Source organism: Halomicronema sp. CCY15110 (assembly GCF_016888165.1).
Lineage (GTDB): Bacteria > Cyanobacteriota > Cyanobacteriia > Phormidesmidales > Phormidesmidaceae > Halomicronema.
Window position 1 is genome coordinate 1 of the sequence record NZ_JACSWC010000275.1, and the last position, 22,984, is coordinate 22,984.

A 22,984-nucleotide genomic window follows, 5' to 3' on the forward strand; every position below is an offset into this window, starting at 1 on the left:
AAAGAGGCGATGCCGCGATGGCAAAACTCTGTGAACCTGGAATCAGATTGAGATTGATTCAAGTTTATGTCCTCTCCCTTGCCCACTTGTCCAGCGTGTCACTCCTCGAACGTCGTCAAAAATGGCAGCATCCACAACGGCAAGCAGAATCACAAATGTAAAAACTGCGGACGCCAGTTTGTGCAAGACCCGCAAAACAAAATCATCGATGAGGCCACCCAGTGCTTAATCGACAAACTCTTGTTGGAGAAGATTCCCTTAGCCGGGATTGCTCGTGTAGCAGAGGTTTCAGAAGTCTGGCTGCAGCAATACGTCAACACCAAATATCAGCAGGTCGAACGTCAAGTGAGGGTCAGCCCTCAAAAAAAGGGCTTAACAGTGGAATGTGATGAGGTCTGGTCGTTTGTGGGCAACAAAGGGAATAAGCAATGGATTTGGCTCGCCATCAATCGAGATACCCGTGAGATTGTGGGGATGCATGTCGGTGATCGCTCTGGGAAAGGTGCTCAAGCCCTATGGGATTCTTTGTCACCAGTCTATCGTCAGTGCGCCGTCTGTTACAGCGACTTTTGGCAAGCTTATGAGACTGTCCTGCCGTCCAAACGTCACCATGCTGTCGGCAAAGACAGCGGCCAGACTAACCACATTGAGCGGTTTAACTGCACCTTATGGCAGCGCGTATCAAGGCTGGTACGAAAGACGTTATCGTTTTCCAAGAAGCTCGACAATCATATTGGTGCGATCTGGTATTTCATCCACCATTACAACGCGTCCTTACTTCTTTAGGACTACCCTCGTAGGCATAGCCTTGTCCCATTGAGTGATCGCTCTTGGCCCGGTGGGTCTCATCGGTGTTGTAGCCAACGTGATAAGTGGGTTCGACACCACCAGCGCCATAGCCTTCACTCCGGTTCGCCCGTCCCACTTCATCCGCGTTGTAGCCAATCTCGCGCTTGTAGGTTGCCATCGGGGAGACAGCAAACAGATGGCGAACGATCGCGTCAATCACCTCCCCCTTAAAGCGCAACGTGCAGGTACGGGCACCCCTGCGGCGTTGGGGCACAATGCCGTTTCGCAGCAGATGCCGATCCAATGTCCAGCCGAGGCGTTGAGCCACATCTTGATAGAGACGCTGGGGCTGGCGACTGCATTCGTAGACTATCCAGCCATCGGCTGAATAGTCCGACATGCGACCACATTGAATGGTCAAGATGTGGTGCTGACGCAGCAGGGGGAAGATGAATCGTTGCACTTTATCAACCGTCTCATCCCATTCGCGACCAACCAGAGATGTGATGACGATTAGATTTTCGAGCGGAAAGCCCCTTTCTTCGTCCGTTTTGCTCAGGTATTTGAGCAGCAGTGCAGTGCTATCTGCGCCCAGGCCGTAGCTGAGGATGGCGGGTTGACCGCTTTTGACTGGGGAAGCTTTGTCAGGTTGCCCGTCAGGAAAGCAGAGCAACCTCAGATCGGTATCGGTAATTGGCTGGAGCTTTTGTGAGGTGTCGCCCACAGATACAACGGTTCTTGGCGATCGTTGCCTGCGGCGAGGGCGACATCCACCTCAATCCCTCGCACAGCTTCCAGATCGAGGATGGGGGGAGCAATGCGAATAGGCATAATAATCGCATCTCCAGAGAATTCCAGAGATGCAGTGCGATAGCAGTATGAGTTCGGCTGATGACTACGAGAGCAGTTTTTCTATTTGCTGCAACAACTTTTCGAGTCGCTGAGATTTTTGGGGATTATTCCAAGCATCCGTCTTGTCAACCTTCCGTAAGGCCGATCTGAACCTTTTCTTCAAGTCTGCTTGCTGGGCCTGTGTGCCAGAGTGATGGGCTTTTTCTTCTGACTGAGTAGCTTGCTTAATTGCCGCTTTGACTTCTGTAAGAGAGAGTTTTTTCTGCGTTGCCTGTTTGAGTAGAGTTTCGCGCCGTTCAGTGTCTTTAACTTTGGCAATCTCGATCGCCTTTGTGTAGTCAATCTGAGACGATCTAATTGCTTCCAAGATTTCGGGTGGTTTCTTGAGTAGCGGTAGTCTGGTGACGACAAAGGATCTCCATGTCAACTGTCCTCGTGCCACAAAAAACGCTTCAATCATCTTAGCCTCTGGATTACCCAAAACGTTTTGGGTAGTTTTCCCCTTGGCTTCATTGTCCATTCTGTAGAGTAACGAAACTAGTTCATCTTGTTCGATTTGAAGCCTATTGCAGAGAATGCTCAGGATGTTATCTACTTCTTCGAGTCTTGAAAAATCCTGCCGCCTATCGTTCTCATCGAACGCTGCTGCGTAGGCTTCCTCATCACTCCAGTTGAAGACCTTGGCAGGAACTTCGGTTATTCCGACTAGGTCACAAGCAGTTAAGCGGCGCAGTCCTGCAACTAGTTCATATTCCCCTCTCTTGTCTGGTCTTGGTCGCACCCAAAGGGCTGTGCGTACTCCATTAGGCTTTAAATCGGTTTCCCCCCATTCTTTCAGCTCTTCCTGGTCATAGTAGTAACGCAGGGGTTTGCCGTTTGGAGTAAACGAAAAGGTTTTATGAACCTTGGTAATGGGAATGATGATTTCAGCTCCGAAAGCTGTCTCCTCAGTTGCTTTATTAGGTTGCTGATCTTGGGAGTCGTCATCTCTTCCGAAAACAAAGCTTTCTAAGTTTGTTGGTGAAGGCTCTTGATATGCCTGCTTAAGGGTTCTTCTAGCCATTGAAAATCTTTAACGCCTCTTTGAACAACGAATCATAAAGTCCAGCAGCTTCTTTCGCTGGCTTACCTGGCATTCCATAAACAGTTGTTGCCTGCCCTGGAGCATCTTTGAAGACCTGGCGATCATAAATAATTGTCTTCATTAAGGGAATGTCAGGGTCTTCTCCCAATGCCTCTCTTGCTTCTCTTAAGAGCACGGTGCCATTTTTGACTTGAGTGAGAAAAATTGCTGCCTTGGGCATGTCTCCTCTCAACTCACGAACCTGACGAATCAACCGGAGAATGTCTCCAGAGCTTCGCAGCTCTACAATCGATTCTCGGCACGGGATGAGTGCGATATGACATCTCGCAAGGATTGCCTTGGTGATTTCATTCGACTTTGCCGGACCATCGACCACAATAAGATCACACTCAGCTGTAAGTTTTTGAAGTTTGTCGAACAGGTCTTCCGGGTCCACAATCGCCTGAGCCGACAATTTGAGTTCGGGATGTGACTCGTTCAGCTCGGCCACCCACTGAGAGCTACTTTGCTGGGCATCGGCGTCTACCAGAATGACCTTCTTTCCTTTACGAGCAAACCGATCTGCTGCATGGACAGCTCCTGTTGATTTACCTACACCACCTTTCTGGTTCACGAAAGCGATAATTTCGGGAAAATTTGCCATGATTTTAAGCAAGATTTTCCTCAATGATATTTCAGGATTCATGCTTTGATGACCATTTACCCAAAACGTTTTGGGTAAATGATGCTTTTACTAAATAAATAAGGTAGACCTTATGAAAATAGTTGGGGTAGCTGACGAGAGTTGAACTCGCTAACGCTGGTTTCAAAAAACAGTCCCTCCAACACTTCGGGTTCGACCACAGTGAAATCCGAAGTGACATCAAACCGATAACCTTCGTGGGCGCTCTCCCCATTGAGCTACGGTTCCAAGATTGGCAGGTCGGTGTCTTTCTGTTAAGCCAGGCTCCCACAGTGGCCTTGGCATGATTTGTAGACGCGCAGCGACTTCTCGCAGAGTTCCCGCAATATTCTCCATTTTAAAGAGACGCTCTGCCGACTGAGCTACAAAGCCAAAAGCGATCAGCGGGACTTGAACTCGCGTCTTCTGGTTGGAAACCAGAAATGTTAGCCACTGCGCACGGATATTCGGGCAACCGTAGATGTGATCGCTTAGGGAGACGAGTCCTGCGCGTTGAGAGGAAAGCAAATTCTTGTAGGACATTCGATAGTGTCGGGATTAGCAGATTTGTGAGAAAGTGTTAGGGAATAAAATGAGGGGTAGAGTGATAAAGCTACATTCCCTAACAAAGCGATGCCCTCCCAATCCCCGACCGACAAGCTTCTCCCCTCCCTCGCTGCCTGGGAACTGACAGATCTGCGCGAACTTCGGGCTGTACTGGGAGGGCTGATCGAAGCGCTGGAAATGCCCCAAAAAAACCCTGAGCCTGAATCAGATGGCGACGGTGGCAGCAGAGACGAACCCCATCAGCGATCGCCACAAGGATCGAGAGGGCACATCGAAGCGAAGTACATTCCCCGTGGCAATAAGCGACATGGGCCATACCTGTACCTGCGCTACTGGCAAGGTGGGAAACTACGGTCGAAGTATTTGGGGAAAGCCCCGCAAGGGTCTTGACTTATGGTGGAGATGTCGATACCAGGATTTGCAGACTGTAGAAAGACGAGTCGATGGCTTCCAGCTTAAATCCGCCTAGCAGCAGGCTGAGCCAGAGTTGAATTAACGGCCAATTAAGAGCCTGCTGGAGATCTAGTAGCGAAATGGGTTGAGGATGCTGGTTAAACCAGGCATGAATTTCAGCGACCCAATCTTCGATTCGTTCTTCATGGGCAACGGCGATCGCGGCTATCTTTTGTTCTGCTAACTCCACCTCATCGAGCATCTTCAGAACGTTTTCTTTAGGCACTTCGCCCACTACCGTTCCTGATGGCTTCTTCGTCTTGCCAGAGGCTGTGCGAGGACGCCGTTGGACAGGAGCCGTCAGGTCTGACAGGTCTACATGCTGTGACTGTCGGACAAAGCCCTGAAGCCAGCCTCCTGGCACGTTTGGGTCTTGAGGGTTGTGGGCATTTTCCCAGTCTTCTAGCAGCCAATCGGCCTTGGCTTGATAGATCTCGGCTAAGCGCTCAAACACCCTGCTCCCCAAAGTCAACTGCTCCTGGACAGACAGTTGAGCCGAAGCAGCTTCAAACTGCTGACAAAGGACTTTTAAGTCAGCGATGGCAGGCGTTTCAGCCGCGTCTTCGAGGGCCAGTTCTAGCTGTTCAGGCTGATGGTTCATGGGCTACCTCTACCATTGCCTTCGGCTTGAGAGGGCAGGGTTCAATGGGACATTCCGTGGGCTCCATGCGAATTTCCGGCTCAAACTTTGTAATCCCGAACTGTTCGCGCAGCATTTTCAGTACCTCCATCAAGTATCCCTGAATCTGCTGATTTCGCATCCCCGCGCAGTGAATCGGCTTCACCTGTAGCACCTGCTGATCGCCTTGCCAGACGGAAACGGCGATCGCGTGAAGCGGGGCATCCTGACGCTTCACGCGATACAGATACAGGTAGGCAACTGGTTTGGATTCTAAGGATATCTCCAGAGTTTGAGGGGCATCGGCCGCTTTCTCCTGCTGGCGAACTTGCTGATACTGACTCCGCCGCGAGGCATTATTATCCCGACGATGACGATAGTGCGATCGCTTGCGGTGGCAACGGCTCTCAACCCAGCAACCGTCGCCCTCTGGACCATTTTGTTGGCGGGCCTCAGCTACGGATAACTGAGCGCATTCCAGACATTTAGGATCAATGCGTCGGGGCACAACATCAACCTCAATATTTAGTGTAAGTTTTAGCGTAAATTCTGAAATAGTGCAAACGCTCTACTGGTAGTCTGACCTTTGGTTACACTACAAATTACACTACATTTCAATCGGCCTTCGCCAACTCATCCCAACGCGTTTTGTGCTAGGGCGTTGATGCAACGTTCCCGAAGGAGAACCGCTTCTCCGCCCGTGTTGCTACCCTTGTTCACTTCCTGCCGCTGCGCTTCATATGGTCTCAGGGCCGAACTGACGATCGAGCGGATCCCTCAGAATCATCCGTTGATGCGAGCGATCGCGCTTCCGAGAGTTCGCATCATGTCAGGAAAAAGCGCGCAGGCTCACTCACGTTAGGCTAATAACCACCCCCACGTCCAAGCCCTATCGAAAAAGCATTTATGGAGAATCTTCCCGCTCTATCTCAGCCGTTGCAACAGTTGCGAGCATGGCTGCCTCCCCTCAAACGAGAAATTTGGATTCTCGCTTTCGGTCAACTGATGCTGTTCATTGGCCAGGGCTTCACGCTGGTCTATGCCTCAATTTACTTCGTGAACGAATTAGGCTTTTCACCGACCCAAGTGGGGCTGGCGCAGGGCAGCATCGGGGTCTCAGGTCTCGTGGGCCGATTTTTTGCTGGCAGTGCTCTCAACTCGCCTCAATTGGGGCGTCGCGGCACGCTACTGTTGTCAGCTATCATCGCCGCTTTGGGTAGCTTCTTCCTAGCCTCTGCCCAGACCTTTGCTGTATTGGTAGCGGGCAATTTACTGTTGGGCTTAGGTATTAGCCTCTATTGGCCCGCAACCTTGACGGTCACCACTGATTTGACGGAGTCAGAACATCTCACTGAAGCTATGGCCCTAGCCCGTCTTGCTGATCATTTGGGCTTGGCGGTAGGCGCGTTGATCGCGGGGCAATATATTGCGGCGGCTGGCAGTTATCCGGTTCTCTTCGTCGGTAAGGGGATACTTTATCTCTTATTTAGCGTCGTCATCTGGTTCACCATTGCTGAAACCCGTCACATAGAAACCCCTTTGACTACTTGGGGCGACTGGGGACAGGCGTTACGCGATCGCGCATTTGCAATCTATCTCCTCGCCAACCTGTTCTTTCCCATCTATGCCGCGCAATCTAGCAGTACCTTGCCGCTTTATCTAGCTAACTTTATGCCGGGGGGCAACACTGAGACTGGATTCTCAGGAGAGTTTATTAGCTACTTTTTTGTTTGGCATGTGGTCCTCAAAATCTGTCTGCAATTACCGCTAACTCGCGTATTCCGCTCGCGATCGCATAGCGGTTTGTTGATCGCTGCCCTGATCGTGTGGTGCTTGGGGTTTGTCATGCTTTGGCTGCCCAATGCCGTTCCCCAAGTGGCGCTGGTGGCTGTTGTGAGCGCAATGGCCTGCTTAGCGATCGCCGATGTCCTGTATGCGCCGTCCGCGTCGGCTTTAGTCGGTGACTTAGCGCCCGCTTCCCTGCGGGGAATTTACTTCTCGCTAGAGTCTCAATGCTGGGCGATCGGCTTTTTGATCGGGCCAAGTCTGGGCGGTTGGGCCTTAGACCATCCCACAGCAGTGGGAGCCAAGCTCTGGCTGTACTTTGTTTTAAGCGCGGCGATTGCTCTGGGGCTACTAATTCTTTTACGACGAGAGATCGGTAGTCAGACACTATCGGCTGAGGACTAAGCCGCAGACCGGATCGCTTGAATCCGCCCATCAACAGTGCGGGAGGGTAGTCAGTTCCTCTGGCGAAGACAACGCCCACATCTACGGTCGTATTGGTGTGAAGTGCACGTGGACCCGGTTGAATGAGAGTGGTTTACTTGTACTATAGCGTGGAACGCTGGTTGCTAGTGGATCCTAGGGGAAGGAAGTAATGAGATGGCAAATCTATTACTCATTGAAAGTCCAGGCAAGGTGAAAAAGCTGGGTCAAATTCTGGGCACTGGCTGGATCATCAAAGCCAGTATGGGCCATGTGCGCGAATTGGCAAACGATGGTGTTGATGCGCTTGGCTTCGATCTGGAGGCAGGTCGTATCGCTTGTCGCTATCAGCCACGTGATGCGCGCTCTAAGAAAGTATTATCAGACCTCAGGCAGGCGGTGAAAAAGGCCGATCGCGTCTATATCGCCACTGACCCAGATCGCGAAGGGGAAACCATTGGCTGGCATCTACAACAGGCATTGCGCCTGAAGCATCCACAGCGGGTCGTCTACAGCGAGATTACCCCGCAAGCTGTCAGAGCTGCGATCGCGCAACCCCGCTCCCTCGATCAAAGCCTGATTGCGGCTGGTCGGGCGCGGGATTGTTTAGACAAGCTCGTGGGCTACACTGGCAGCCGCCATGTTGTTTGGCCATTGAACAATGGGGCCAAGTCGATGGGACGGGTTCAGAGCGCCACCTTGCACTTGCTTTGTGTGCGTGAGCAAGCCATTCAAGCCTTTGTCCCTCAGGATTATTGGAGTGTTTGGGTGAGCTATGGAGAAGGTTTTAAGGCGTTCTACCGCAGTCGCCTGCAACCTCAACGCAAACAGACCAAAGATATCGCGGACGATAAAAAAGCTGAGCCAGAATCGGAGCGGGTCACCGCTCAAGAAAAGGCGAATGAGTTGGTCGCGATCGCGCAGGCGCATCCCCATGCTGTGGTTCGAGTGGAAGGTAAACAAACGACCCAATCGCCACCACCGCCGTTCGTCACCTCAACGCTCCAACAAGCTGCTGGCTCCAAACTCCGCTTCCGCCCCGAGCAGACCATGAAGGTGGCTCAGTCGTTGTACGAAAAGGGCTACATCACCTATATGCGAACCGATTCGGTGAATCTTTCCGCATCCTTCTGTGAGTCGGTTCGCCAATACCTCCAGCAGCATGACCCCAGCAATCTGCCGCAGCAGAAAACGCGCCACCGAGCCGTGAAAGGGGCTCAAGAAGCCCATGAAGCGATTCGACCGACTGATGTGAATCGTCAACCTGATGCACTACAGGGAGAGTTAGACTCGGACTCTGCTCGTCTCTACGAGCTGATCTGGCATCGAGCCATCGCATCTCAATGTGCTCCGGCTCGACTGCGTAAGACGCGCATCGTTACTCAGTCCGGCGAGGCCTACTGGGAAGCGCGGGGTCAGGTGCTTGAATTTGCCGGATACACCCGCTACTGGCACAACATCAGCGCTGATTCAGTGTTGCCTGTACTGACTCAGGGGCAAGTTCTGCAACTCAACCAGGCGCAGGCGGAGCCGAAGCAAACCCAGCCGCCATCGCGCTACAGTGAGCCCAAGTTGGTCAAGCTCATGGAGCAAAAAGGGATTGGTCGGCCTAGCACCTACGCGCCAACTATCAAGACGCTGCGGCAGCGGGAATATGTGCAGGTCGTCAAGGGCAAACTGCAGCCAACGACCTTGGGGCTGGAACTCGATAGTGCATTAGAGAAACTCCTGCCGGATCTGATTCAACCTGAATTTACTGCACAGATGGAGTCCGAGTTGGACACGATCGCCACGGGCAAGCAAGAGTGGCAAGCATACCTGATTGACTGGAATCAAAACTACTTTGCTCCCGCGATCGCTAAAGCTAAGGCTCAGCTTGTGTCCTTACCACCCTTTAGCCCAAAACCACTGGCCTCGGCAGTGAACAATGCCGGACGATCTTCAACCTCTAAGACGACACCGACTCAAGGACGACCGACTAAGACCCAGTGCCCGACTTGCGGCGAGACCATGAATAAGGTTCCGTCTCGTTCCAAGAAAATGAAGGCCAGGCACTTTCTGAAATGCTCGGGGGCAGGCTGCAATACCGTGATGTTTTGGAATGCTAAAGCCAAGCGCTATGAACTGCCTCATGCTCAGCGACAAGCGCTGAATCCAGAGATGTTTGTTGACCGGCCCTGCCCTGTCTGCGGAGCAATGCTGGAGCGCTATTTTTACACCAAAGCGGGGCAGGAGAAAGTGATGCTGCGCTGTTCGATTGTGGCGCATCGTCGCGGCAAGTGTCAGGAGGTTGCGTTTTTCCAAAGTCGCGGGGAGTTTTGGTCACCTAAATTCGGCACCTTGCAACTGCCAGAGTCAACGCTGGCCGGGTCCAAGAAAACCGGTCAAGAGTGATCTCTACCAAACATCCGCTCTTCGATGCTCCGGCATTACCTTGACGACTTACCGCGTCTTTAGAACGGAGAGTCGTCAATTCATACTGCTTCATGTTGCTGCCTAAAACAGCGGGAAATGATGCCTTTTCCCCGACTCTGCCTACAATTACAGCTGTACCGTTTAGCTGTAATTTATCGTGGCGACTCCAACCTCTTATCTACAAACCCTACCGCCAGCGGAGGCCAGTACTTTTATCACCTCTTTGCAGAAAGTCCAGGCGCACCTGCAGCAGGAACTCGCGTGGATGAACCAACAGGTGCAGCAGAAAACAACGCAGTTACAGGGGATTGAAACGCTGTTAGCGGAAGCGTCGATGCTAGGACACCTGGAAACGGCTGCTGGCATAGCCGCCGCTCCCGCTGTCTCGGATGTCCAACCGCCGCCGGAGCCGACAACCGCACCCGCTGCCGCCCCCGTCGCGCCGACTCAGGTTGAGCTGCCAGGGAAAAATGATGTTCCAGTGAATGCGGCTACTAGCCAGACTGTTCCGGCAAAAGAATCCGCTTCCTCTCCTGCTGAGGTCGCCGCTCCACCGGCAACTGCCCCAGGTAAGAAAACCGCTTCTCAGCGATCTGCCAAAGCCAAATCACCGAAGTCATCATCCGCCAAAGCGACGACGAAAAAACTGCCCAGCACGAAGCCTCGCTCAAAAGCTCGCACAACCAGGGCTCAGCCAACGTCACGCGCCCTACTCCGCCCAGAATTTGCTGATACCTCCCTCACCGATGCGGTGACGCAGGTACTCACTCAGGCGGCAGAACCTCTACACCTGGATCAGCTTGTCAGCGAGCTGTATGAAGATGTCTCAGGGGAAGACGTAAAGCGGATTAAGAAAGCTTTGGCCAATGTTCTCTCTGAAGGGAAAAAAACGGGTAAGTGGCGAAATGTGGGCAATGGGGTGTACCAAATCAAGGCATAACCCAGTCGAGTAACTGGTTGCACCACCTCCAAGGTTTTATCTTGTTGCCAATTGCTGAGGCGATCTCTGCGCTGAAATTTCATGGTTATCACCTCTGCCTGATTAGGCCTATCATTGAACTGCTCTCCCCCCTCGTCAGGGTTGATAGCGGCGAGTAGATTTCTTTCTTGAAAATGTCTTCACTCCTCAATTTATGCCGATGGGTCATCATTCCAGATGTGGGAGTTTGGCCGCCGCCGCTACGTGCATCAATGAGAGAAAGTATCGAATCCAATGCCATCGGTGTGCTCAGGATAGACATTTCATGAAAGGGTTAGCTTGATCGGCGGGAAGCGCCGCACTCTGCCGTTGGCAAAGCCTGCCGGAGGCATAGGCGAGTGTCGGGATGAGAAGCCGATTAAGCTAAAGTTGATGCTAAAACTTGCCGTTCAAAGGTGATACGGCCATTTAAGACGACAGGCTCATCGTCCAGATAAACCGAGCAATGGCGCATGGGAACATCCAGGTGACAAGGCGTGGAGCGCTGCCCACCACCGACTGTGTTAGGGCCAGTAGAGAAAAGAAAATTGCCCGCAAATGCTCTTCCATCCTGCCCTTCAGTTTCCCCTTTCCTGTATAGCCCCATCGCTTCCCATTGTCCGTTGTGGCTCAGTCCCCAGCCAATATGGGAAATCGCGTAAACGTCGTCGTCCTGGTACTTGGCCATAAAAGCCTTCATGTAGTCGGCATCAAACTCGCCGGAAATTTCCCGAATGAAGCCATTTTCGACTTGGAGGGTAATCGGGGACTGGATATAGGTGAAAAAGGGAAAGATGATGTCACCGCGATCCAACACGACAGTCCCGCTGGCTCTTCTTTCATTGGGAAATGTGAAAACAAAGACCCCCGGCCATTGATCCCAATGACCCGACTCATCGGCAAAGCCGTACTGGCACATCGCTGGAAACTCGCCCAGGGGCGCATAAAAGTCGGTCCCAGCAGCAGAAGTGACATGCATGACCTTGGCTCGGGCCAAATTTTCCTTGGCTGCGATCGCTCGTTGCTTATCTTCAGCCTGCGGCAGCATCCGCTCCAGAATTTCTGGCGGTTCGAGAATCACCAGCACTCGCGTCCCCGTTGCCCGGCAGCGATGCATTCGACCATCCAAAATAAAGGCGAGATCGATGATCAAATCGGCGGCAGTTAAGAGTGGTAAAACGGCATCGGGGAGGGAGGAACGACTGGGCACCTCCACATAGCTGACCTGTGCTCCCAAAATTTCAGGCTGGCTGATGGCCACGGATTTATAGGGAGTGGAGCCGTCATAGGTGTTTAGCACCACGACGTTCTCGCCCGGTTGCACCCGGCTCAGTGTGAGCACATGCTGCCAAAGCGTCATTAGCTGTGCGGAGGTGAGGCTCATCGTGGTCAGGCTCCTTGGGTAGAGAACAGGGATAAGGGGGGCGCAACTGCTTGCCAGTGCTCTAGGGCGGCATCGACCTGGTGATAGAACAGCTTCGGTTGCTCGATGGGAATCATGTGTCCGGTATTCGGAATACAGACATAGTTTGAATGGGCTAGATGCCGATGCACCGTTGCAACAGCGTTGGGTGGCGTTAAGGTGTCTTGCTCTCCCGCGATGACCCAACAAGGTTGGGATAGCGTTGCGAGATGACGACAGACATCGAAGCCCATCACCGCCGCCATCGCATGTTTCAGGGCGGTCTGGTTAGCCGCTGCCCGCTGGTGGATGAACTGGGCAATATATGCGGGATTTTGCTCAATGAAGCGACTCGAAAAGATCGATTGACTTGCCAGTTTGGCGGTCTCTAAAGCGCCCAAGCGATCCAATGTCGCCAGGCGCTGCTGCATGTTATCGGATACCGCACGAGGGGTACAGCAAGTGGTGCAGGCTAGCACCAGGGCTGGGAACCGCTCTGGTTGCTGAATGGCCATCTGCATGGCGATCATTCCCCCTTGGGAAAAGCCCACTAAAATCGCTTGTTCAATCCCCATCTGATCCAGGACGATTAACCAATCCTCAGCAAACATGGGAATGCTGTATGGGCCATCGGGTTGCTCAGAGCGACCATGACCGCGAGTATCGCCCGCAATGACGCGGTAGCGATCGCCATAGCGTAAAGAAGCCCTATCCCAAAGCTGATGATTCCAACCTAAGCCATGCAAAAACATCAGGGCAGGACCTTCCCCCGCTGTTGACACAAACAGCTTGACTTCTCCGGTGTCAATCATTTGAGAGTGCTGATTCACAATGGCTGTAGGGTGCGATGGGTCGGTTTCAGAGCGGTGCCTTTGGGGGGATGGAGGGCAGTCATCCAGATCGTCTTGCGTTTCAACCAATCGGAGCGCTGAATCAATCTAAAGACAGCGGTTCGGAGCTTGGGCGGATAGAAGGCGAGTTCTCCGTAGTAATAAGCGACATCTTGGGTCCACTCAATCAGTCGACGTTCGTGGCGTTCCCACAAAGCCGCGCCCTGTTCAATGTCTTGAGCCTCTTCAATCCAGGTGGCTAATGCTAACGCGGCCATCATGGAACATCCCCCACCTTGACCTAAAAAGGGTGGTTGGGCATTCACCGCATCCCCGATTAAGACCACTCGCCCGTGCCGCCAGTGGGTTAATTTGAGAATTTCAAACTGATCGCCTCGGCCTTCCTCCGGCAAGCGGTCAATAATCCAACTCAGGTGTGGAAACGTAGCTTGCCAATAGTCGTGATCGACGGGGAGCGACTGTCCCCGCTCGTCGCCTTTAACAGACGTGAGCTGAATGTAGGCCAGATCCTGAGTGCAGGGTGCATACAGGATCCGGCGCGACCCGTGCCAGTGCTCACAATGCCCTCGCCCTTCGTCGGTTGCCAATTCATCGGGCGATCGCGCAATCATCGCCCGGTAGCCAAACTGATTCGCTAACTTTCGGCGCTTGAGCAACCCTAAAGAATCCCGCACTTGAGAATTAATGCCATCGGCACCGATGATTAAGTCACCCTTCCGGCTCCTGCCATCGGCCAGATGAACGGTGCCATCAGGTTCTGCCGCAACGGCTTCAACGCCAAATTCGAAATCCACTCCCAGGCGGCAAGCTTCGTCATAAAAGGCATAGAGCAGGTCCGCACGGGTGGGCACATAGAGGCGATTGTGCTGAGAGAAAAAGTCTTCGGCAAAAACGGTGCCGTCTTGATCCCGTTTTTGATGCCGCCAGGCCGGAATACTATTTTTGATCGTTTGCTCGTAAATCCCTAAAGCCTCGAGAACTTTCAGGCCGTTCTCCCAGAGGTAAATGCCCGCGCCTTGAGGACGGATGCCGGGACTTTTCTCGTAAACTGTCACGTGCCAGCCATGCTTGACAAAGGCTAATGCGGCTGACATTCCGGCAATGCCGCCACCTGCGATGTGCACCGTCCGTGGCATGAACCTCTCCTCGCTGTCCCTCATGGAGGTGAGTTTAGAAACAGTTCCCAGGATTTGCTGTTAAACCGGCCACACAATAGACCTCTTGCAAATTAAATCGAATCATCTGTATCAAGCGGTCTGAGCGTACTCCAGGTTGTAGAGCGCGGCAATTAGATTGCCGCGCAAGCCAAAGCGAAGGCGGCGGTTGCGATACCGCTCGGCTAAGATCCGAAAGGTCTTCAACCGCCGATTGACGTGTTCAATGCCAATCCGCTCTTTGGCTAGGGCGCGGGTATAGGCTTTGTCTTCCCGACTCAACGTTCCCCTTTGCGGTTTCTTTTTCGGCACTTCACTGTTGCCATGCAGGTGTTGAATCTCCTGATATTCTTTGTCTTGCAAACTCCGGGTATTAGGATCAAAGTGAATGCCAGAACGTCGAAACAGCTTGAAATTATGCTGACGACCTTGACCAAAGAAGGTGCAGAGGATGCGCTGGGTAGTGGCCTCAATCACGAGTTGGCATTTGAGGGTGTGCCGTTTCTTTTTGCCGGAGTAGAAGCGCCGTTGTCACCGCTGAGGCCGCTCAATCGGGGTTTCGGTGCGTCCATCACGACCACCTCAGGGCGAGCAAAGCCTTGCCATCAGATCTTCTTGCCCGGTAAGTGGAACCGAGGGAACTGCATCAGAGCATCTTCCACCCAATGAACAATGCGACAGACGGTGGACTCATTCACTCCCCAACTGCTGGCAATGTGAAAGTAGGTGCGATACTCACGCCAGTATTCCAAAGTTAGCAACGCCCGGTCTGCGAGTTCTAGCTTGGGTTTAGCACCGGTTTGGGGACGGGGTCTCCGCAGTGGCGTTGAGGTCTCAAGGATTTCCTTGAAAGTCTTGCGTTCTACTCCGAAACGCCGCTTAAACTTCCGATTGGAGAGGGTTTGCGGGCACTGCTGCTCCTATCGATGTCAAGGGGTTGTTGAGCACTCGAATCATACTTAGCCTCAAAGAGTAGTATCGAACTAGGGTTGCGAACGACTAGAGCTAAACTTGTCGAGCGTTCAATTTTGGAAGTCAGCTAAATACTGTTGCATAATCGCGAGCAAAGTCCTTAAACTGACGCGGTGCTTTGCCAGTCACATCCTCTATCCCCGAAGCGATCGCTGCGGCCTCATTGCGTCGGTAGTGGGCGTAATCTTCAATCACTCCATCGGCTTGCCAAGCTGGCATCCCAAAGCCAACCATGGCTTTACGCATCTGTTTAGGTGGGATATCGACAAACGCAATCTGACGCTTTAGGGCAGCAGAGAGATATTCTGCCATTTCGGTATGGGTTAGCGCCTGCGGACCCGTGAGATTGTGAATTTTTCCTTCATGCCCAGCTTCGGTCAGAGCAGCGACAGCAACGTCAGCAATGTCGCGGACATCTACGACGCTCACCTTCGCATCACCGATCGCAGCGTAAAAGGTATTTTGCTCAACGATCAACGATCGGAAGTTTAACAAGCCCTGCATAAACAGATTGGGGCGCAGAAACGTATACGCCATCTGGGTTGCTTGGATCGCCGCTTCGACAGCCGCATGGTAGCGCAAAAAACGCACGGGTGAGTCAGCGTTGGCGGCGAACTGCGACAGTTTAACGATGTGCTTGACGCCGCTTTGTTTCGCGGCTTCGACAAACGCCAGTTGTTGGGCTTCGGCGTGTTCTGTTGAGTTGGTAACGAGGAAGGCTCGATCAACCCCTGCCAGGGCAGAGGGCAGTGTTTCAGGGTGATCGAAATCAGCCTCGACCATTTCGAAGCCCAGATCTGCAATTGCCTTGGCCCGATCGCGATCGCGCACCATTGCGCGAGCTTGAACGTTTTGCGAGGCGAGACGCTTGAGTATCTCCAGCCCGTTATTTCCAGTTGCGCCAGTTACTAGGATCATTTGAATCTCCTGATTAGATTTTGAGCATTCTTCTGCTCGACACAGCAGAAGTTTTTGAAACAAATATTTGACGAGTTGAAATTGTCCAAGTTTAGAATTTACTTGCTATGTAATGACAACAACACTCCGAACAATTCTGACAGTAGGGTGGGCAATTATTTAGAGGTGGAAAAATTATCTTTTTTATGGGGTAAAAGATGAGTCGCAAAATCGAAATAGAAGAGGCGATGCTCTTTATTTGCAATGACGATCGCAATATGAAGCCCTAACATTCCCCGTACCATTAATACCGCGCGAGACAAGTGCTGTATTGCCCTAGCGGGGGTGATGGCGCAGCAGCCATTGCAGGCAAATTCCGGTAACGATGCCGTAGCTTAGCCAACCTGCCCCATAGCTCAATGCTGTTGTAAATGGTGGTGGTAGTAGCCCCGGCAAAATGTACGCGACAGTTGAGCTACTTGCTCCTTTTAATGCACCTCCTAAAGCGCTGACCAGAATCCACCAATGTGCTTTACGGAAAAATCGTCTCAAAATCGGAAACTGAGCTGCGCCAAAAATAGCCAGGCCAATCGGCTCATAGACCAACCTCATCCCAAAAACACGCCATATGCCCAGCGTGACTAGGAATGGAATAAGCGGTTCAAAAAGGGTTATGTAAGAACTCACCAGCGCTATTCCAAAAGTCCATCCCAGTGTGCTAACCACTATCCACCAAAAGGCTTTAGGCATGTACTGGCGCAAAACGAGCCATTGGGCTGCGCCAATCAACAAACCTGTAAAAAATACGGTTGCTGTAAGCTGAAAACCTGACTCTTCCAGTGCTCCAACGATCGCCCCCGCGATTGTAGTAGCCAATGTCCACCAGAGCCACAGGCGAGGTGCGATCGCCAATTGTCGTGTTTCATCTTGCCATTCATGCTGCACCATAGTGCTCACCTCAGAGTTGCACTTCAACTCGATATCTGTACTATTCGACCTAGCCCGTGTGAGAGCAGTTTCTATCTAATTCGCGATCGCGCTTCAGGAGGTTCTTCAGGTCTGAACACCGCATCGGTCTGAAGCAGCTTCTGTCCATGTGCCTGTAGCGATACCAGAGCAAATTTGCCGCATCAGTTCTAAGCAGAAGGGCGGCACATCATAACACCTTCTTTTTGAGTGTTGGCATTGGGATTATTTCCCATCGCTCGAACGGTGATCGTAGGTTCATAACCGGGATAACAACGGATGAGAACCGTATCTTCGGCTCTGGTCACATACAGTACATAAACAGGTCTACCGCCTAAAACAGCCGGGACAAGATCAGGGGGAAGAGCGGCTGTTGCAACCAGCGTTGACTGATTTGAGGAGCCTGAATCTGGTATCTCAGATAGGGCAGGCTTTGCCCCAAAAGATTGTAAACAAACCATCACCAATGCTGTAACTGTGACTAACAGGATAGAAACATGAGAGAATCGCTTAAACATGGTTGATTTTACTCTTGGTACTGTTGATGCTACAAAGACTCGCCAACAACAAGCGAACGTGGAAGCTAGAAATCACTTAATAAGCGTTAGAAAACAGTTTCTAATGTTCAGAATTTACTTGCCTGATAATCACAATGTTTTCAGCAAATCCTAAAACAATGATTAGCCGTGAAAATGCTTGTAAAATGGCTTCCATTGTCCAGTTCTGACTCTGAAGCTCCCAGATCGTCACAATAATAGTGAGTCCAATCACCAACGAGGATAGGATGACCGATGAATTGCGGCTGCGATAGAAGCGGATTGTCCTCTCCCGCCAAGATGGATTGAAAATACAAGCGATGTAGGACACTCCTGCACTGATCAACAAGCTGGTTTGAAGACCCGAAGGCAGGTTTGGATATCCAATCGCGATCGCCGTCAGACAGACTCCCAGCGCGAGGTACAGAAAAGTAAATAAGGTAGATCGTTTCATGATTTCTTCTCCGGTGAAGCTTATTCTCTGTACCAAACACGCACACATTGAAAGCAATTGACTGCAAGTCCCTGACTGATCATCACTGGGTAGAAAGCATTACTGGTCTTCACCCCGTAGTCACCATCATCGGTGCCTTTAATCCGATCGGGTAAAACAACAGTTTCAACATTGATTATCTGTATCGTTTTACTTGCAATCCACTGATTTACAGCACTCACAACCTCCGAGAAAGATTCATACTCGGAAGGTCCGCCGAAGGGTCCTCGTTCAGTAATTCGAGGCGCAAAATCTTTGTACTTAATCATTTGATTCACCATCTAAAATTGCAGAGTTAACAATCGATTCAAGAAGCGATCGTGATTTGGTCTGTTTAGCGCTACAACAACCACTGGGTTAGCGGAGGAACCAGGTAGCGGAGCGATAACGCCTCCCAGATCGCGCCGATGATGAACAGTGGGAGCGTGGCCAAGCTCAGCCAACCGAGCTGTTTTAGTCCACGGACGTAACCCTGACGATGGTTCCGAGCACCGATGGTGGCGGGGCGAACCCAAGACCGACCGAGGATGTATGCGCCCAACATTAAGAGGGCGTAAGCTTGGACTTCGATGAGTACCGTCAGCGAGTGCGGGATCAGTGCCACCGCCATAATCTTGGTAGTCGGGGCCATGGCTAAACCTAGAGTGAACGCCTTGTACGCAAACATGGCGATGCCAGTGAAGGGAACGAGCAGCGAAGGGAGCACGATCCACAGCGTGCCGGTCATGACGTTGACTCCCAGGATGGTCAGCGAGAACAGCCAAGGGTTGTTGATTAGCGATCGGACAAGATCCGCCGTTCCGTTGTCTTCCAGGGTGGCTAACTGAGTTGCGCCCAGGTTGGGGAAGACCATCGCCGCTACTATCCCGGTGATGATTAAGCCATACACAATGGCGTTGATGATGAAGTAGGCGCGAAAATTGGCGCGAATAATTTGGACGGGTTTGCGAAGCAAGCGGATGGGTCTTGCTTCATGATTCGGGTGAATGAGGCGCTTTTTGGCGATCGCTTTGCGTGACATATTTTTAGCTCCAATGTTTGGTGATGGATGTAGTGATGATTAAGAGTGAGAACCGCCGCGTAGAGCAGCGTTGTTGTTGATGCAAATAAGGATGTCTAAATCCTTGGTTTTGGCGATGGGGGCTAGAGGACGCAGCGATCGCGGTTGGGTTTGTTGGTGGAACGATTCACTGTGATTCCACGATCAACAATCAACTCACTTTATAGACGCCATCGAACGCAGGATTTGAGTTACCTGTCACCCGTCGGCAGCGTGAAGCTTGGGGTATTGGGAGACAACTGCTCCGTGTACGCCTGCCGGTAGATGTCCAGCCACGGCGCGCGATCGCCAGGGATGACGGTGTCGTTGGCTGGGTCGACCAAGGCAAGATCGAGTCGGCCGTCGCTGACGGTGATTCTTTCCAACGACGGTGTATCAATCCAGTCGTTGTCGGGGGCCAGAGAGGGCTGAATGGTGCCGATCTCGACGGCCAACGCATGACCAGCTTGCAGCGTCCAGTCCGTCGATCGCAGATCGAAGCTGGTCGTGCCGGGTTTCACTACCGCCACCTGCCGGTTGAACGCAACGGCGCTGCCATCTGGGGCGACGTCGTACAACTCGACCATGACGTTGCCGTGGCCCTCGGTATTCAGAGACACCTGCGGCGTGCCCGTGATTCGAACGGGTTGCCCAAGTGGCTCAGACCAGATGAAGAAGCGGTTGGGAGCCTCGGTTGCGGGGTCGGCGGGCAGTCCGTCGTCCAGGTATGACCCGCCGCCGAGCGCGATGGTGGGGGAGTACTCCACCACTGGCCAGGTATCCTGGGCGCGCCAGGCACCGGTACTGTCCTGCACGACATAGGCTGGGTAGTCCACGGTCGGTTCGATGCCCTTGAGGTGCTGGTCGTAGAAGGAGATCACCTCGTCGAACCAGCCATCGCGGCCCATTTCCAGTTTCCCATCGGCAGTGCGATCGTTGCCCCGGTAATGCTCCCAAGGGCCGAGCCAGCCGCGCTGCGGCCCCTGGTGATTGGCGAGAAACTCCTCCACCGCCTCGGCTTCGGCCTTCCAATCGAGGAAGCCCTGCGTGAACAATAGCGGAGTGTCGGTGCCCTTGGCGCGCTCGGCTAGGTTACGGAACTGCCAGAACTCCGAGCCCGGGTCAGCGTCCTGGTAGCCGAGCGAGTTCAACGGTAGGCACAGCGGGTTCACCTGCTCGTAGGCGGCGTTGGTCCGGTAGCGCTCGTCATCGTCGGGCAGCTGCGGCAAGATAGCAATCTCGTTATAGGTGCGCGACACATCCACGATGGTCGAGCGGGGGACGCCGTTCGACCAGACGCTGCGGTGCAGATCCCAGATCGGCTCCTGGGCGACGACGGCTTTGAGCGCGTCCTGGTCGAGGTTGTTGCCCACTAAACCGGTGATGGCATCGTAGGACTTGCCATACATGCCGACGGCACCCGTCGACCAGGGCTGGCTCGCGGCCCAGTCGATCGCGGCCTGCACGTCGGCCTGCTCACCGGGGCCCATAAAGTCTAGACATCCGGTGGAGCCGCCGAAGCCGCGCAGGTCGACCATAACGAAGGCGTAGCCGCGGTTGAATAGATCGGTGCCTTCGATCAGGTCGTTGAAGCGGTTCGAGGGGCCGGTGTGCGCGTGGTTTTCCAGTGCCTGTTGGCCGGAGTGCCCGAAGTACGCTCCGACCGACAGGATCACCGGCACCTGCTCGCCTGCGGCCAGTCCTTCGGGCAACAGAACGTCGGCGTGCAGTTCAACGTCGGAACCGTCTGAGGACGGAAAGTAGTGCTGCGTCCAGGCCGCGCCTTGAGGAACGCGGTCGTTCTCGGCGTACGTGACCGCTCTATCGGCGGTGGCAACCGCAGCAGTCGCGATCGCCTCTGACTGTGTCAATGCGGCAGGTGCCCCAGCGAGGACAAGCAACATCACTGCTGTGCCTGTTAATAAGCGCCTGACGTAGGTCTTGGGAACGCGCATAATTCTCCTCCTGATGGAAGCTGTTGGTCTTGAGTCGGTCGTGAGTCGGTCACGATTTCGTGGGTTATTAGAAGAAACTTGAGACATAGTGTTTAACGCTTTAACCGTGGCGAAGATTCGAGATCACTCAACCCCTGTTCGTGCACGGTGGGCTTGAGGAGATGGCTCAGCCGATGAGGGCCAGCACGGCGTGAACTGTCAGGTGGGCGATCATGGCGGCCTCTAGCCCGTAGCGCCAGAATAAATACCCCGCAACCCCTGCAAACAAAGAATTTTGGATTAGCAATAACCCCACTAGGGCTGGGGTTAACGGCAGCCCCAGGGCGATCGCATAGGGCAAGTGAGCCATCGCAAACACCAGGGAGGAGACGGCAATGGCGACTACCACCCATCGAATCTGGGGTTTACCCTGGCGCTGCTGCCCAAATCGCCAGCCCAGCCATAGCAGCAGCGTCATCAGTCCCCAGCGGATCAGAATTTCTTCGGTGATACCGCCGTAGAGAAATCGCACTAGCAGCGGTGTGGGCTCAGCCGCCCCATAGGCGGGTGGCAGCAGCGGGCGAGACAGCAGGGCGATCGCCGTCAGTAGTCCGCCGCTGATCAACCCACCCACCACGCCGGGCAACAGTTGAGGAACTATAGCTTGCCGCCACGAGTGCCCAGAGGCCAAAGCCTCTGCCCCCGGTGCCATTAGCTCTAGCCGGTGAGCCAAGAGCACGCCTATCAGCACCGCTACCGACACCAAAACCGTAGGCTGCACCAGCATCAGTAGTCTGACCACGGCGGCAGGTGGGGCACCCTCTGGGAGCAAGGGCAACGGCACCAACACCAGGGTCATCACCCCAGCCATGCCTGCCAACCACAGCAGCCCAAACAGTCGCAGCCTAGAGTCTTTATGCTTAACCATGGTTTTATCCTCTGCTGATGGTTTTACGAACTGACGAGATTACCAACGACCCCTCCGATAACTCTGGGAAACGGGTTTGGATACCCCATCGGGTTTGAACACTTTGTAGGCGATCGCCAGAAACATGGGTACGACAACCAGCATTGATAGAGCCGTGTAGGTTGCGTGGAACTCGCTGACTGTGAAGAGAGTCGGCGGAGTCACGGCGCTTCCGGTCACGTCGCTTCCGGCTACGCCCATCAAGAGATTGCCGCCGATGTTGTTCGCGAAGTGTACGCCGATGGCGAGTTCAGTGGTTCCGTCAATCAACGAAACCACGGTCCACACTAGCCCCGGAACGAGGAAGTAGTTGATGAAGACCGTGAGCCAACCGCCAGCGCTCGCCTCCGGGTTGAGCAGGTGCGTCAGGGCGAAGATCACAGCTGGCACCAGCGCCAGAAAGACGCGGTTAGACCAAACAATACTCGCGCCCTGCACAACGTATCCGCGAAAGAAAAGCTCTTCTGTGGTGGTCTGGATCGCAACGAAAATCAGTGCGATCGGTACGAAGAGCGCGAACGTTGTGAGGTCAAAGTTAAAAGAGAAGGTATCGGGATAAAAGAAGTACTGTCCCAGCCCAGCGATCAGCCAGACTGGCACGAACCACGCCACAAACCCATGACTGACCCGCCGCCAGCTAATCTTCTCCCGCGCTGTGACCAGTGTCCGGGGATGACGCTGGTGAACGAAGGTGACGGCGATCAGCATTCCCGCGAGGAAGAACGGAAAGCTCGCCCTGAACGCAACGAAGCCCCCCACGAGGCCGAGCGCAGCGTAATCCAGCCGATTGAACGCCGCAAGCGCCTCCTGACCGCCGAGCAGGAACGCGATGCGGGGGGTGGCGATGCCGTTGACGACCAGCCCCACAAAGAAGATGACGACTAATCCCAGAACATACCGCCACCACCGATACTTACCCCACCCGGCAGCCTCCACGTAGGTGAATTTTTTCGCTTCTGTGATGATTCCCTCTGTTCTTTCGGTATTTTGTCTTTCGGTATTTTGCATCTTCATCTCCGTTCCCTTCATGGGTAAATTCTGTAGTGCTTGGATCTGGTTGCTAATCACAGTTGTCGATAGTTTCAGGATTTAACGATGACTTGGATAGATCTGGTGTCACCAAACCCGGCGTCGTTGGACATGCGCTTGCCCTTAGTCGAACCACGA

22 protein-coding genes, 2 tRNA genes and 1 pseudogene are annotated in these 22,984 nt (G+C 53.2%); 4 read left to right on the top strand and 21 right to left on the bottom strand.

Going from position 1 to position 22,984, the window contains the following annotated elements:
• Window positions 1–66: 66 nt before the first annotated feature.
• Entirely contained in the window at window positions 67–786 is a 720-nt protein-coding gene (locus tag JUK32_RS11205) for an IS1 family transposase (RefSeq protein ID WP_204138942.1), read from the top strand.
• Here the strand turns inward: JUK32_RS11205 and JUK32_RS11210 are convergent.
• The 8 genes from JUK32_RS11210 to JUK32_RS11245 form a co-directional block, all read right to left on the bottom strand.
• Window positions 752–1,513: a hypothetical protein gene (locus JUK32_RS11210; protein WP_204138943.1), complete on the bottom strand. Its 762-nt coding sequence runs from the start codon at window positions 1,511–1,513 to the stop codon at window positions 752–754. The two genes, JUK32_RS11205 and JUK32_RS11210, sit on opposite strands and share 35 nt — an antisense overlap.
• Window positions 1,465–1,620 carry a hypothetical protein gene (locus JUK32_RS11215; RefSeq protein ID WP_204138944.1) on the bottom strand — a complete coding sequence of 52 codons (156 nt, stop codon included), beginning with the start codon at window positions 1,618–1,620 and terminating at the stop codon, window positions 1,465–1,467. The genes JUK32_RS11210 and JUK32_RS11215 overlap by 49 nt, the downstream gene beginning before the upstream one ends.
• A 64-nt stretch (window positions 1,621–1,684) precedes the next feature.
• A complete protein-coding gene (locus tag JUK32_RS11220; protein ID WP_204138945.1) occupies window positions 1,685–2,704 on the bottom strand; it encodes a ParB/RepB/Spo0J family partition protein in 1,020 nt (339 codons plus the stop codon).
• A complete protein-coding gene (locus JUK32_RS11225) occupies window positions 2,697–3,410 on the bottom strand; it encodes a ParA family protein (RefSeq protein WP_239112561.1) in 714 nt (237 codons plus the stop codon). Before JUK32_RS11225 ends, JUK32_RS11220 begins: the two co-directional genes overlap by 8 nt.
• A gap of 81 nt (window positions 3,411–3,491) precedes the next feature.
• Window positions 3,492–3,568 (bottom strand) — tRNA-Gln (locus tag JUK32_RS11230).
• 112 nt (window positions 3,569–3,680) lie between these two features.
• Window positions 3,681–3,779, bottom strand: a tRNA-Phe gene (locus JUK32_RS11235).
• A gap of 565 nt (window positions 3,780–4,344) precedes the next feature.
• The gene (locus tag JUK32_RS11240; protein WP_204138946.1) at window positions 4,345–5,007 is read right to left on the bottom strand and encodes a hypothetical protein; all 663 of its coding nucleotides are present in this window, start codon (window positions 5,005–5,007) and stop codon (window positions 4,345–4,347) included.
• Entirely contained in the window at window positions 4,991–5,533 is a 543-nt protein-coding gene (locus JUK32_RS11245; RefSeq protein WP_204138947.1) for a hypothetical protein, read from the bottom strand. The genes JUK32_RS11240 and JUK32_RS11245 overlap by 17 nt, the downstream gene beginning before the upstream one ends.
• Window positions 5,534–5,931: 398 nt before the next feature.
• Between JUK32_RS11245 and JUK32_RS11250 the strand changes: the two genes are divergently transcribed.
• The 3 genes from JUK32_RS11250 (at window position 5,932) to JUK32_RS11260 (ending at window position 10,588) form a co-directional block, all read left to right on the top strand.
• The gene (locus tag JUK32_RS11250; RefSeq protein ID WP_204138948.1) at window positions 5,932–7,215 is read left to right on the top strand and encodes an MFS transporter; all 1,284 of its coding nucleotides are present in this window, start codon (window positions 5,932–5,934) and stop codon (window positions 7,213–7,215) included.
• 195 nt (window positions 7,216–7,410) lie between these two features.
• A complete protein-coding gene (topA, locus tag JUK32_RS11255; RefSeq protein WP_204138949.1) occupies window positions 7,411–9,627 on the top strand; it encodes a type I DNA topoisomerase in 2,217 nt (738 codons plus the stop codon).
• Between the two features lie 178 nt (window positions 9,628–9,805).
• Window positions 9,806–10,588 carry a hypothetical protein gene (locus JUK32_RS11260; protein WP_204138950.1) on the top strand — a complete coding sequence of 261 codons (783 nt, stop codon included), beginning with the start codon at window positions 9,806–9,808 and terminating at the stop codon, window positions 10,586–10,588.
• Window positions 10,589–10,985: 397 nt separating this feature from the next.
• Here the strand turns inward: JUK32_RS11260 and JUK32_RS11265 are convergent, their stop codons facing one another.
• From JUK32_RS11265 to JUK32_RS11325, 13 genes and pseudogenes are all read right to left on the bottom strand, one after another.
• Window positions 10,986–11,990 carry a 2,5-dihydroxypyridine 5,6-dioxygenase gene (locus tag JUK32_RS11265; RefSeq protein ID WP_204138951.1) on the bottom strand — a complete coding sequence of 335 codons (1,005 nt, stop codon included), beginning with the start codon at window positions 11,988–11,990 and terminating at the stop codon, window positions 10,986–10,988.
• A gap of 5 nt (window positions 11,991–11,995) precedes the next feature.
• Window positions 11,996–12,838, bottom strand: a complete 843-nt coding sequence (locus tag JUK32_RS11270; protein ID WP_204138952.1) for an alpha/beta fold hydrolase — start codon at window positions 12,836–12,838, stop codon at window positions 11,996–11,998.
• Complete coding sequence (locus JUK32_RS11275) at window positions 12,835–13,995, bottom strand: NAD(P)/FAD-dependent oxidoreductase (RefSeq protein WP_204138953.1); 1,161 nt, start codon at window positions 13,993–13,995, stop codon at window positions 12,835–12,837. Before JUK32_RS11275 ends, JUK32_RS11270 begins: the two co-directional genes overlap by 4 nt.
• 111 nt (window positions 13,996–14,106) lie before the next feature.
• Window positions 14,107–14,927: pseudogene (locus tag JUK32_RS11280) on the bottom strand (IS5 family transposase); the annotation flags it as partial.
• Between the two features lie 121 nt (window positions 14,928–15,048).
• A complete protein-coding gene (locus tag JUK32_RS11285; protein WP_204138954.1) occupies window positions 15,049–15,903 on the bottom strand; it encodes an SDR family oxidoreductase in 855 nt (284 codons plus the stop codon).
• 315 nt (window positions 15,904–16,218) lie between these two features.
• Window positions 16,219–16,830 (bottom strand): hypothetical protein, encoded by a 612-nt coding sequence (locus JUK32_RS11290; RefSeq protein ID WP_239112562.1) that lies wholly within the window; start codon window positions 16,828–16,830, stop codon window positions 16,219–16,221.
• 188 nt (window positions 16,831–17,018) lie between these two features.
• Window positions 17,019–17,366 (bottom strand): hypothetical protein, encoded by a 348-nt coding sequence (locus tag JUK32_RS11295; protein ID WP_204138955.1) that lies wholly within the window; start codon window positions 17,364–17,366, stop codon window positions 17,019–17,021.
• 100 nt (window positions 17,367–17,466) lie between these two features.
• Window positions 17,467–17,838 (bottom strand): hypothetical protein, encoded by a 372-nt coding sequence (locus JUK32_RS11300; RefSeq protein WP_204138956.1) that lies wholly within the window; start codon window positions 17,836–17,838, stop codon window positions 17,467–17,469.
• Window positions 17,839–17,858: 20 nt separating this feature from the next.
• Window positions 17,859–18,146, bottom strand: coding sequence for a hypothetical protein (locus JUK32_RS11305; RefSeq protein WP_204138976.1), 288 nt, complete (start codon window positions 18,144–18,146; stop codon window positions 17,859–17,861).
• A gap of 71 nt (window positions 18,147–18,217) precedes the next feature.
• A complete protein-coding gene (locus JUK32_RS11310; protein ID WP_204138957.1) occupies window positions 18,218–18,898 on the bottom strand; it encodes a stage II sporulation protein M in 681 nt (226 codons plus the stop codon).
• A gap of 230 nt (window positions 18,899–19,128) precedes the next feature.
• Window positions 19,129–20,871: a CocE/NonD family hydrolase gene (locus JUK32_RS11315; protein ID WP_204138958.1), complete on the bottom strand. Its 1,743-nt coding sequence runs from the start codon at window positions 20,869–20,871 to the stop codon at window positions 19,129–19,131.
• A gap of 166 nt (window positions 20,872–21,037) precedes the next feature.
• On the bottom strand, window positions 21,038–21,778 hold the full coding sequence (locus tag JUK32_RS11320) for a CPBP family intramembrane glutamic endopeptidase (protein ID WP_204138959.1): 741 nt from the start codon (window positions 21,776–21,778) through the stop codon (window positions 21,038–21,040).
• Between the two features lie 39 nt (window positions 21,779–21,817).
• Window positions 21,818–22,846, bottom strand: coding sequence for a CPBP family intramembrane glutamic endopeptidase (locus tag JUK32_RS11325; protein WP_239112564.1), 1,029 nt, complete (start codon window positions 22,844–22,846; stop codon window positions 21,818–21,820).
• Window positions 22,847–22,984: the final 138 nt, after the last annotated feature.